At 69.2% G+C, this 12,243-nt stretch carries 9 protein-coding genes; 6 read left to right on the forward strand and 3 right to left on the reverse strand.

The features are described 5' to 3' along the window. Position 1: 1 nt before the first annotated feature. Positions 2–1,222 carry an NYN domain-containing protein gene (locus tag ABZ078_RS19840; protein ID WP_356576949.1) on the reverse strand — a complete coding sequence of 407 codons (1,221 nt, stop codon included), beginning with the start codon at positions 1,220–1,222 and terminating at the stop codon, positions 2–4. Between the two features lie 245 nt (positions 1,223–1,467). Between ABZ078_RS19840 and ABZ078_RS19845 the strand changes: the two genes are divergently transcribed. After that, positions 1,468–1,632: a hypothetical protein gene (locus ABZ078_RS19845; protein WP_356576951.1), complete on the forward strand. Its 165-nt coding sequence runs from the start codon at positions 1,468–1,470 to the stop codon at positions 1,630–1,632. 149 nt (positions 1,633–1,781) lie between these two features. On the opposite strand, the gene dnaE is transcribed toward ABZ078_RS19845, so the two are convergent. After that, positions 1,782–5,321 (reverse strand): DNA polymerase III subunit alpha, encoded by a 3,540-nt coding sequence (gene dnaE, locus ABZ078_RS19850; protein WP_356576953.1) that lies wholly within the window; start codon positions 5,319–5,321, stop codon positions 1,782–1,784. 234 nt (positions 5,322–5,555) lie between these two features. On the opposite strand from dnaE, the gene ABZ078_RS19855 reads away from it, so the two are divergent. The 5 genes from ABZ078_RS19855 (at position 5,556) to ABZ078_RS19875 (ending at position 11,638) form a co-directional block, all read left to right on the forward strand. Continuing rightward, complete coding sequence (locus ABZ078_RS19855; protein ID WP_356576955.1) at positions 5,556–6,881, forward strand: DUF2252 domain-containing protein; 1,326 nt, start codon at positions 5,556–5,558, stop codon at positions 6,879–6,881. Between the two features lie 88 nt (positions 6,882–6,969). After that, a complete protein-coding gene (locus ABZ078_RS19860; RefSeq protein ID WP_356576957.1) occupies positions 6,970–7,668 on the forward strand; it encodes a hypothetical protein in 699 nt (232 codons plus the stop codon). 77 nt (positions 7,669–7,745) lie between these two features. Then, on the forward strand, positions 7,746–8,585 hold the full coding sequence (locus ABZ078_RS19865) for a thioredoxin domain-containing protein (protein ID WP_356576959.1): 840 nt from the start codon (positions 7,746–7,748) through the stop codon (positions 8,583–8,585). Positions 8,586–8,665: 80 nt separating this feature from the next. Next, complete coding sequence (locus ABZ078_RS19870) at positions 8,666–10,327, forward strand: alkaline phosphatase D family protein (protein WP_356576961.1); 1,662 nt, start codon at positions 8,666–8,668, stop codon at positions 10,325–10,327. Positions 10,328–10,645: 318 nt separating this feature from the next. Continuing rightward, positions 10,646–11,638, forward strand: a complete 993-nt coding sequence (locus tag ABZ078_RS19875; protein ID WP_356576963.1) for a zinc metalloprotease — start codon at positions 10,646–10,648, stop codon at positions 11,636–11,638. Between the two features lie 16 nt (positions 11,639–11,654). On the opposite strand, the gene ABZ078_RS19880 is transcribed toward ABZ078_RS19875, so the two are convergent. After that, positions 11,655–12,224 (reverse strand): dienelactone hydrolase family protein, encoded by a 570-nt coding sequence (locus ABZ078_RS19880; RefSeq protein WP_356576965.1) that lies wholly within the window; start codon positions 12,222–12,224, stop codon positions 11,655–11,657. Positions 12,225–12,243: the final 19 nt, after the last annotated feature.

Here is a 12,243-nt window from a genome sequence, read left to right on the forward strand (position 1 = left end):
TTCACTCACCCGCGGGCGCGTGCTCGGCAGCCGTCCGCACATCGATCTCCCGCCAGAACCCGGCCCGGATCGCGTACCGGTCATGTTCGTCGATCTGGTCGTCCTTGTGCGCGAGCAACCCGAACCGGGCCGCGTACCGGAGCAGCTCCCCGTCGATCCGGTGCGGGATCCGCGGATACATGCCGGACAGCCGCTGGAGGTGGCTCTGGTCCCCCAGCCGCTCCATCCACCGCCGTGCGAACACCTGCCCGACCTCGTACGGGTCACCGCCGACCGTCGTGATGTCCTCCTCCCGGTCGGCCCACCGCTGCTCAGCCGTGGTCAGCTGGGCGAGCGTCGGCATCGAGGCCGCCTCGGGCGACTCGGCCGCGGCCCCGGGCCGGTCGACCCACCCCTTGTCGGAGGACCAGCGCAGCGTCGCGCTCGCGGGATGCTGGGCCGGCTGGACGCCGGGCGCGCGCAGGGCGGCGAGGTCCTTCGGCGTGGGCACGCCCTTGGGCGCCGGCACCCGCTCCTGCGTGCCGTTCTCCGACGGGGTGACCGCCTGGGCGCGCTCGCTCTCGTCGGCGGTCCGCTCGGGCGCGGAGGCGAGCGCGGATTCGGGCAGCGGCGCGGAGAGGATCGCGGCGATCTCGGGGCGGGGCGCGGGCGGCGGCGCGCACACCCCGGTGAGCTCCTTGGCGCGTACGGCCTTGGTGATCCACGTACGGTCGAGCACGCGTCGCTCGTCCGCCTCGGCGACCAGGTCCTCGGACTGGTTGTAGTCACCGTCCGCGGCCTGTACGGCCCACAGGTGTACGGCGACGCCGTGCTCCTTGGCGGCCATCATGCCCGGCAGCAGATCGCCGTCTCCGGTCACCAGCACCACGTCCGAGCAGGCGCGGTTGCGGGCCAGCTCGGTGAGCTCGGCGTGCATCGCGGCATCGACGCCCTTCTGGGCCCAGCGTCCGTCGCTGCGGGTCAGGGCACCCAGCCGGACGGTGACCCGGGGCATCACGCGCAGCCTGCGGTGCTCGGGCTGGGGGACGCGGTCGGGGGCGCCGTCGAACCAGTAGATGCGCAGCAGGGGCTGCTGGGTGTCGGACTCGGCGCGTTCGCGCAGGCCCTGGATGAGGGCGGTGTGGTCGACAGTGATCCGGGACCGGGAGGGCTCCCCGGCGAGGAGGCTCGCGGCGGCCCCCAGCAGATACCCGGCGTCCACCAGGACGATGCAGCGGTCCACGCGACTCACCCTCTTCCTGGGAGGTTTGCTTCGGGCTTCCTTCGAGTCTGCCCGACCGCGCGGGGGTTAACGGGCCGAACTCGATCTTCGGCGTGGCGTTTCGGGGCATCGCCGCCGTGACGCGCCATGCCCGGCGCCCCGACAACCGCCGTTACACACGGTAATTATCCGACATGCGCTCTTTGTCAGCCTATGTGAATCTGGTCCCGGCCCTGGCCCCTAGATCCCCCACAGGAGGCATCACCATGGCCAAGAACAAGAAGCAGGACCGCAAGCAGCCGCAGTCCGAGCGTGGTCAGCAGCAGGCCCAGCAGACCGTGATGGAGACGCCGCCCGAGCCGCGCACCACGCAGGTCACGCCCGGCGACATGGCCCGCAAGGGCCGGCAGAAGCGCTTCGGCCACAACTGACATCCGCGTAACGGGTTGTTGAGACCCAGGCACACGAAGAGGGGCGCACCCGATCCGGGTGCGCCCCTTACGCATGGGTGACGCGCTTGCCCATGGGTGACGTGCTTACCTATGGGGGACGTGCTTCCCCATAGGGGACGCGCCGTCCCTCAGCCCGCCAGGCAGGACGGCCCGAGCAGCACCTTCAGATCGCCGAACAGCGCCGGGTCGGGCTTCACGCGATGCCGGTCGAGGCGCAGCACCGTGGTCCTGGTCGGGCCCTGGAGCCTGATGCGGACCTCGCTCTCGCCCTTGTGGTGGCTGAGGATCTCGCCGAGGCGGCTCACCATCGGCGGGGTGACCCTGGTGGCCGGGATGGTGAGGATCACGGGCGCGTTGGTGCCCGCGTTCGACAGGTCGGGGACCTGGAGCTCCATCGCGACCAGCCGGGGCACGTCCTCGCGCTTGTCGAGGCGACCCTTGACGAACACCACGGCGTCCTCGACGAGTTGGGTCGAGACGAGCTGGTACGTCGCCGGGAAGAACATGCACTCGATGGACCCGGCGAGGTCCTCGACCGTGGCGATCGCCCAGGCGTTGCCCTGCTTGGTCATCTTGCGCTGGAGGCCGGAGATGATGCCGCCGATGGTGACCACGGCACCGTCCGCGTGCTCACCGCCCGTCAGCTGGGAGATGCCCGCGTCGGCCTTGTCGGACAGCACGTGCTCCAGGCCGAACAGCGGGTGGTCGGAGACGTACAGACCGAGCATCTCCCGCTCCTGGGCGAGCAGGTAGGTCTTGTCCCACTCCTCGTCCGTGAAGGTGACGTCGAGTCCGAAGCCGGGCTCGTTGCTCTCCTCCTCGCCCATGCCGCCGAAGAGGTCGAACTGGCCCTCGGCCTCCTTGCGCTTGACCGCGACCACGTTGTCGATCATCGGCTCGTACTGCGCGGTGAGGCCCTTGCGGGTGTGGCCCAGCGTGTCGAAGGCGCCCGCCTTGATCAGCGACTCGGTGGTGCGCTTGTTGCAGGCGGCCGCGTCGATCTTGTCGAGGTAGTCGGGGAAGGAGGCGTACTTGCCCTTGGCCTTGCGGGCCTTGATGATCGACTCGACCACGTTCGTGCCGACGTTGCGCACGGCTTCGAGGCCGAAGAGGATCACGTCGTCACCCTGGGCGGCGAAGTTGTGCACCGACTCGTTGACGTTCGGCGGCAGCACCCGGATGCCCATGCGGCGGCACTCGTTGAGGTAGATCGCCGACTTGTCCTTGTCGTCCTTGACGGACGTCAGCAGCGCGGCCATGTACTCGGCGGGGTGGTTCGCCTTCAGGTAGGCGGTCCAGTACGAGACCAGGCCGTACGCGGCGGAGTGCGCCTTGTTGAAGGCGTATCCGGCGAACGGGACCAGCACGTCCCACAGGGCCTGGATCGCCTCGTCGCTGTAGCCGTTCTTGCGGGCGCCGCCCTGGAAGATGACGAAGTTCTTCTCCAGCTCCTCGGGCTTCTTCTTGCCCATCACGCGGCGGAGGATGTCGGCCTCGCCGAGCGAGTAGCCCGCGATGATCTGGGCGGCCTTCTGCACCTGCTCCTGGTAGACGATCAGGCCGTAGGTGACGTCCAGGACCTCCCTGAGGGGCTCCTCGAGCTCCTTGTGGATGGGCGTGATCTCCTGTTGGCCGTTCTTGCGCAGGGCGTAGTTCGTGTGGGAGTTCATGCCCATCGGGCCCGGGCGGTACAGGGCCGACACGGCGGAGATGTCTTCGAAGTTGTCCGGCTTCATCAGGCGCAGCAGCGAGCGCATGGGGCCGCCGTCGAACTGGAAGACGCCCAGGGTGTCGCCGCGCTGGAGCAGTTCGAAGGTCGTGGGGTCGTCCAGCGGGAGGCCGAGGAGATCGATGTCGATCCCCTTGTTGGACTTCACCATCTTGACGGCGTCGTCCATGATCGTCAGGTTGCGCAGGCCGAGGAAGTCCATCTTCAGCAGGCCGAGCGACTCACAGCTCGGGTAGTCCCACTGCGTGATGGTGACGCCGTCGGTGTGCCTGACCCAGACGGGCACGTGCTCGGTGATGGTCTCGCTGGACATGATCACGCCGGCGGCGTGCACGCCCATCTGCCGGACCAGGCCCTCGACGCCCTTGGCGGTGTCGATGACCTTCTTCACGTCCGGTTCGTTCTCGTACATCGACCGGACCTCGCCGGCCTCCGAGTAGCGCGGGTGGCTGGGGTCGGTGATGCCGGACAGCGGGATGCCCTTGCCGAGGACGTCGGCGGGCATGGCCTTGGTGATGCGGTCGCCCATCGCGTACGGGTAGCCCAGCACGCGCGCGGAGTCCTTGATCGCGTTCTTGGCCTTGATGGTGCCGTACGTGCCGATCATGGCGACCTTGTCGGCGCCGTACTTCTCGGTCACGTACCGGATCACCTCGACGCGCCTGCGCTCGTCGAAGTCGATGTCGACATCGGGCATCGAGATGCGCTCGGGGTTGAGGAACCGCTCGAAGATCAGGCCGTGCGGGATCGGGTCGAGGTCGGTGATGCCCATGGCGTAGGCGACGATCGAGCCGGCCGCGGAGCCTCGGCCGGGACCGACCGCGATGCCGTTGTTCTTGGCCCACATGATGAAGTCGGCGACGACGAGGAAGTAGCCGGGGAAGCCCATCGAGATGATGACGTCCATCTCGTAGTCGGCCTGCTTCTGGCGGTCCTCGGGGATACCGCCGGGGAAGCGGCGCTCCATGCCACGGCGGACCTCCTCCTTGAACCAGGTGACCTCGGTGTAGCCCTCGGGGATGTCGAACTTGGGCATGAGGTCGCGCTTCTCGAACATGCCGGTGGTGTCGACCATCTCGGCGACCAGGAGCGTGTTGGCGCAGCCCTGCTGCCAGGCGTCCGAGGAGTCGATGGCGTACATCTCGTCCGTGGACTTCAGGTAGTAGCCGGTGCCGTCGAACTTGAAGCGGTCCGGGTCGGAGAGGTTCTTGCCGGTCTGGATGCACAGCAGCGCGTCATGCGCGCCCGCCTCATGGGCGTACGTGTAGTGCGAGTCGTTGGTGACCAGCGGGGGGATGCCGAGCTTCCTGCCGATCTCCAGCAGGCCGTCGCGGACCCGGTGCTCGATGTCGATGCCGTGGTCCATCAGCTCCAGGAAGTACTTGTCCTTGCCGAAGATGTCCTGGTAGTCGGCGGCCGCCTTGAGGGCCTCGTCGAACTGGCCGAGGCGCAGCCGCGTCTGCACCTCACCGGAGGGACAGCCGGTGGAGGCGACGATCCCCTCGGACCACTGGGAGATGGTCTCCTTGTCCATCCGGGGCCACTTCTGGAGCCAGCCCTCGGCGTACGCGTCCGAGGACAGCCGGAAGATGTTGTGCAGGCCCGTCTTGTTCACGGCCCACATCGTCTTGTGGGTGTAACCACCGGAACCGGAGACGTCGTCCCGCTTCTGGTGCGGCTGGCCCCACTGGATCTTGCGCTTGTTGCGCCGGGACTCGGGGGCGACATACGCCTCGATCCCGATGATCGGGGTGACTCCGGCCTTCTTCGCGGAGTGGAAGAAGTCGTACGCCCCGTGGAGGTTGCCGTGGTCGGACATGGCGATGTGCGTCATGCCCATCTCATTGCAGGCGTTGAACATGTCCTTCAGCCGCGCGGCACCGTCCAGCAGCGAGTACTGGGTGTGGACGTGCAGGTGCGTGAACGGCGGCTTTGACACGGTTTCGGCCTCCAAGGCAAACATACGTCGACAAGATCCGGGCGGGATCCCGACGGGCTGCGGACAGTCTGGGGGACAGCGTCGAAGTCTATGCCTCGGCACTGACACTCGGGCCGCTTCCCCGCGTACCTTCATGCGGAGGACTCGGGCACTCCCTCGCAGGCTCGTACGTTGCCGGGAGGGGACGATCCGCCCCACACGTCATGCACCACCTGCACCAGGAGGCACCCAGCGATGTCGGTCCCCCAGCTCAACGACGAGCAGCGCGGCGACGAGATCCTCGCCGTCTTCGACACCGCCTTCGGCGAGCTCCTGGCCGCCGACCCGGCCGCGTTCCGCGTGAAGTTCCGGAAGATGGCGGCCTCGGCCTTCGCTTTCTACCGCGGCACGGCGTGTCTCTTCTACCACGACCTCGACCCGGAGAAGCGGGGCGGACCGTACCTCGACGAGCGCACCTCGCGCGTGTGGATCCACGGCGACCTGCATGCGGAGAACTTCGGCACGTACATGGACGCCAACGGCCGGCTGATCTTCAACGTCAACGACTTCGACGAGGCGTACGTCGGCCCCTTCACCTGGGACCTCAAGCGCTTCGCCGCCTCCGTCGCCCTGATCGGGTACGCCAAGGCGCTCGGCGACGAGCAGATCAGCGAGCTGGTGCGGATCTACGCGGCCGCCTACCGCCAGCGCGTGCACGCCCTGGCGACCGGCGCCAAGAGCGACGAGGTGCCTCCCTTCACCCTGGACACCGCCCAGGGCCCGCTCCTGGACGCGCTGCGGGACGCCCGCGCGCTGACCCGCTTCGGGCTGCTGGAGTCGATGACCGAGATCCGCGACTTCGAGCGCCGCTTCGCCGCGGGCGGTGGCTCCATCGAGCTGGACGCGGCCACCCGCTACAAGGTGCTCGCCGCGTTCGACGGATACCTGGAGACGCTGCCGGACGCCTCGCTGGACCGCCCGGACTCGTACCGGGTGAAGGACGTGGTCGGCCGCCGCGGCATCGGCATCGGGTCGGCCGGGCTGCCGTCGTACAACATCCTCCTGGAGGGCCACACCGACGCCCTCGAGAACGACGTCGTGATCTACATCAAGCAGGCCCAGACCCCGGCCGTCTCCCGGCACGTCACGGACCAGGCGCTGCGCGACTACTTCCAGCACGAGGGTCACCGCACGGTGATCTCCCAGCGCGCTCTCCAGGCGCACGCCGACCCGTGGCTGGGCTGGACCGAGCTGGACGGCGCGGGCCAGCTGGTCGCCGAGGTCTCGCCGTACGCCGTGGACCTCGACTGGGGCGACATCGACGACCCGGAGGAGATCGCGGCGGTCGTCGCCGACCTCGGCCGGGCGACGGCCACGATGCACGCGGCGGCGGACGACACCTCCGGCGAGTCCCTGGTGCCGTTCTCCACCGAGCGGGCCATCGACGCCGCGATCGCCGCTGACGAGGACGGGTTCGCGGAGCTCCTGGTCGACTTCGCGCACGGCTACGGCGCACGCGCGCGTGCCGACCACCAGATCTTCGTGGACCTGTTCCGCAACGGCCGGATTCCGGGTCTGTGACGGAAAGGCCGCATACCGTCGTCCCCCGGCCGCTGACAGGCACCCTTTAGGGGTCTCTTACAGGCCCACGTGACAGACTCTCCACGCTATGGACATATCCGGGACCCACCTACGAGCCGTACGCGCGGCGCTGTTCACGTCACTCGTGGTGACGCTCAGCACCGCGTCGCACGTGCTGCTGTCCCGGGCACCCCTGCCGTTGAACACGGTGGCCCTGCTCGCGGCCGCCGTGTTCGTCCTGGCGTACGCGCTGGCCGGCCGGGAGCGGAGCTTCGGGCGGATCGCCGCCCTGCTGATCCCGCTGGAGCTGGCCGCCGACACGATCCTCACCACGGGCCAGCACGTCTGTTACGGCAAGGCGGGCGGGCCGGTCGCCGGCCCGCTGGCCTCGGTGGGCTGGGACGTGCTGTGCGGCGACGGCACCCAGGTCGGCACCCCGCTGGCCGAGGTCACCGGTACCGACCCCGACAAGCTCGGCGGTCTCCTCGCCCACGCCGACCCGGCCACCGCCTGGTTCCTGCTCGGGGCCCACGTCGGCGTCGGTCTCGTCGCCGCCGCGTGGCTGCGGCGCGGCGAGCGGGCCCTGGCCCAGCTGCTGGGGGCGGTGACCGCGACGACGTTCCGCCCGCTGCTGCTGGCGGTCTCGGCCGGGACCGTACGGCTGACCCGGCCGGCCGGGCGCCTACCGCGCCCCGTCCGCCGTACGACCACCTCCCGCAGCCTTCTCCTCGCGCACTCCCTGGGCCGGCGTGGACCTCCGTGCTCGCCCGCCGTCACCTTCGCGTGACCGGCGATCGAGCACCCAGACCACCCCTTACGTAATCCGCACACACAGGTGTGCGCGTCCCCATGGAGATCACCCACATGAGCAAGCGGAACAGCCAGGCGGCGAAGACGGCGGCCCGAGAGCGGCTGCGCGCCGAGCGCGAGCGCGAGGCGAAGCGGGCGAAGGTCAAGCGGCAGATCGTCGTCGCCTGCTCCGTCGTCGGCGTTCTGGCCCTGGCCGGCGGCATCGGTTACGCCATCGTCCAGGCCAACAAGCCCAGCCACTGGGAGGCGATGACGGACGCCAAGGTCGTCGCGCCCGCCAACACCTCCGGCCCGAACGGCACGACCGTCGTCATCGGCAAGGACAGCGCCAAGAAGACCCTCAAGATGTACGAGGACCCGCGCTGCCCCGTCTGCGCCTCCTTCGAGCAGGCCGCCGGTTCGACCGTCGACAAGGACATCGAGGCCGGAAAGTACAAGCTCCAGTTCATCGGGGGCACGTTCCTCGACGGCGACGAGATGAAGGACGGCGAGATCGGCGCCAACGGCGAGGGCTCCAAGAACGCGATGAGCGCCATGGGCGCCGCGCTGAACGTGAGCCCGGAGGCGTTCCTCAAGTACAAGACCGCCCTGTACTCGGCGAAGTTCCACCCGCTGGAGTCGGAGGACAAGTTCGCGGACGACGACTACCTGATCGAGATCGCGGACACCGTCCCCGCCCTGAAGAACAACGCCAAGTTCGAGAACGCGGTGAAGAAGGGCACCTACGACGCCTGGGCGCTGGCCATGTCGAAGACCTTCGACACCAACAAGGACGGCGTGCAGGGCACCCCGAGCTTCGTCATCGACGGCAAGCAGCTCAAGACCTCCAACCCCAACCAGCCGTGGACGGCGGCTGAGTTCACCAAGGCGGTGGACGCGGCCCTCAAGGGCTGAACCGGCCTTCGGCAAAAGAGCGGGCGAACTTTCGCCGGTTCGCCCGCTCTTGTTCATACCGCTCAGTAACCTGATCGGCTGTGACCAGTCGACACAGATCACCTGAGCAGCTCAATTCCCTTTCCCCTCGCCGCCGTACGGTCGTCAAGGCCGCGGCGGCGACGGCTGTCCTGGCCGGCCCGCTCGCCGCGGCGCTGCCCGCGCGCGCCGCCGACGCGGTCCCCGCCTTCCTGCACGGCGTCGCCTCCGGCGACCCGCTGCCCGACGGCATCCTGCTGTGGACCCGGGTGACGCCGACACCCGAGGCGACCCCCGGTTCCGGGCTCGGCCCGGACACCGAGGTCAGCTGGATCGTCGCCCGCGACAAGGCGCTGACGAACATCGTCGCCAAGGGCTCGACCACCGCGACCGCCGCCTCCGACCACACCGTCAAGGCCGACATACGCGGTCTGGAGCCGGCCACCGACTACTGGTTCCGCTTCTCGACCGGCGGCGCCGACTCCCCGGTGGCGCGCACCCGTACCGCGCCGGCGGCGAACGCCTCCGTCGCGGGCCTCCGCTTCGGCGTGGTCTCCTGCGCCAACTGGGAGGGCGGCCACTTCTCCGCGTACCGCCATCTCGCGGCCCGTGGCGACCTGGACGCCTGGCTGCATCTCGGCGACTACATCTACGAGTACGGCACCGGGGAGTACGGCACGCGCGGCAAGGTCGTACGGCGGCACGCGCCCACCCACGAGATCCGCACCCTCGCCGACTACCGCGTCCGGCACGGCATGTACAAGACGGATCCGGACCTGCAGGCCCTGCACACCACGGCCCCCGTCATCGCCATCTGGGACGACCACGAGATCGCCAACGACGCCTGGTCGGGCGGCGCCGAGAACCACACCGAGGGCGCCGAGGGCACCTGGGCCGCACGCCAGGCCGCCGCCAAGCAGGCCTACTTCGAGTGGATGCCGGTGCGCCCGGCGATCGCCGGCACCACCTACCGCCGGCTGCGCTTCGGCAAGCTGGCCGACCTCTCCCTGCTGGACCTGCGGTCCTTCCGCTCGCAGCAGGTCAAGGTGGGCAACGGGGAGGTCGACGACCCGGAGCGCACGCTCACCGGCCGCGCCCAACTGGACTGGCTGAAGGCGGGGTTGAAGTCGTCCGACACCACCTGGCGGCTGGTCGGCAACTCGGTGATGATCGCGCCGTTCGCCATCGGGTCGCTCTCCGCGGACCTGCTCAAGCCGCTCGCCAAGCTGCTGGGCCTGCCGCAGGAGGGCCTCGCCCTCAACACCGACCAGTGGGACGGCTACACGGACGACCGCCGCGAGCTCCTCGCCCACCTGCGCGCGAACGCGATCCGCAACACCGTGTTCCTGACCGGCGACATCCACATGGCGTGGGCCAACGACGTGCCGGTGGACGCCGGCACGTACCCGCTGTCCGCCTCCGCCGCCACGGAGTTCGTCGTCACGTCGGTCACCTCCGACAACCTCGACGACATCGTGAAGGTCCCCGAGGGCACGGTCTCCGCGGTCGCCGCGCCGGTCATCAGGGCCGCCAACCGGCACGTCCACTGGGTCGACACCGACCGCCACGGCTACGGCGTCCTGGACCTCACGGCGGACCGGGCGCAGATGGACTACTACGTGCTGTCCGACCGCACGAAGGCGGACGCGACCTCGAAGTGGACCCGTTCGTATCGCACGCGCAGCGGCACGCAGAAGGTCGAGCGGACGTACGACCCCGTGTAAGGGCCGCACCCAAGGGTCGGTTTTCGGCCAGTACTGGCCCGATCGATAACCGTTGACCGGACATCACATCGCTACGGCGGGTGGCGCGAGCCGCGTTCCGAATGCGGACACACCACCCGCCCTGGCGGCGGAAGCCGTCACGCCGCGATCCCGCACTCCGGACGGTTGATCATTCACTTATCCCAATCACCCTCATTTGCCGGGTAATTGATTGGGCCTGATCGATTCTCTTCGGACATGGGCATGTCCACGTAATCTCCGGGCGGCGGCCAGGAAGACCCCTGTCCCCTCTCCCCAACGCATCAGCTAGGAGTCAGCATGCGTGCGCTTGCCCGGATATCACCCCAGACGCGCAGACGTGTTCTCGCCACGGCCGCACTGGCCGGAACTCTCATGCTCACTCCCCTGTCGGCGCCTCCCACACTCGCGGCGGCCAAGGCTCCGGCCGCCGACTGCGCCGAGGAGGCCGGCCACTCCGCGGCCCGCGAGGCCCACCCCGGACACGGTGGCGAGGCCGTCGCCGAACCCAACGAGATCAGCGCCGCCAAGGCCCAGGCGATGGACGCCGATCTGCGGGCGAAGCTCGACAAGCTCCCGGCCTCGGGCAGCCGCAGCCTCGCGGCGGCCGCCTCGACCACGATCCCGGTCTACTTCCACGTCATCCACGACGGCGCGACCGGTCAGCTGAGCTCCGCCGACATCAACGCCCAGATGAGCGTCCTGAACTCCGCCTTCGGCGGTCAGGGCACCGGCAACACCGACTCCGGCCACCAGTTCACCCTGGCCGGCACCGACTACACCGACAACGCGGCCTGGTACAACGTCGGTTACGGCTCGCCCGAGGAGAAGGCGATGAAGTCCGCCCTGCGCAAGGGCGGCGCCGACGCGCTCAACATCTACACCGCCAACCTCGGCGACGACCTGCTCGGCTGGGCCACTTTCCCCAGCTCCTACAAGTCGAGCCCGTCCATGGACGGCGTGATGCTCCTCGACGCCTCGCTGCCAGGCGGCTCCGCCGCCCACTACAACGAGGGCGACACCGCGACCCACGAGGTCGGCCACTGGATGGGGCTGTACCACACCTTCCAGGGCGGCTGTAACGGCAACGGCGACTACGTCGAGGACACCCCGGCCGAGAGGAGCGCCGCCTACCAGTGCCCCGAGGGACGGGACACCTGCACCCGCAAGGCGGGCGCCGACCCGATCCACAACTTCATGGACTACACGTACGACTCCTGCATGTACCAGTTCACCGCGGGCCAGGTGACGCGTATGCAGCAGAACTGGGCGGCCTACCGAGCGGCCGGCTGAGCCGTGTGGTGAGCGGCTAGAGCGAGTCGAGGAAGCCGAGCGCCACCCGCCAGGTGGCCTCGGCGGCCTCCTCGTCGTGGTCCGGAAGTCCGGGGTCGGTATAGAGGTGGCCGGCCCCGGCGTACCGGTACACCTCGACGTCGGCGCCTGCTCTGCCCATCTGGAGATACCAGGCGCTCAGCCAGTCGTCCGTCTCGAACGGATCCGGCTCGGCGACATGCAGCTGCACCGGCAGCTCGTCCACCGAGGCGTTCGGCGCGAGGTCCGACGTGCCGTGCAGGAGCAGCAGACCGCGCGCCTTCTCGTCGCCGAGCGCGAGAGTCTGGGCGACGGAGGCGCCGAGCGAGAACCCGGCGTACACGAGCCCTCGCTCCGAGTAGGGCGCGGCAGCGAGCACCGCCCGCTTCAGCAGCTCGTCCTTGCCGATCCGCTCGTAGAACTCCATGCCCTCCTCGACCGTCTCGAACGTGCGCCCCTCGAAGAGGTCCGGCGTCCACACCTCGTGTCCGGCGGCGCGCAGCCGGTCCGCGGCATGGCGCACCGCGGGCCTGAGGCCATAGGCCGAGTGAAAGAGCATGATGTTCATGAGGCCATGGTGCCAGCCG

Origin of the sequence: Streptomyces sp. NPDC006385, from assembly GCF_040612485.1 — a bacterium.
GTDB lineage: Bacteria > Actinomycetota > Actinomycetes > Streptomycetales > Streptomycetaceae > Streptomyces.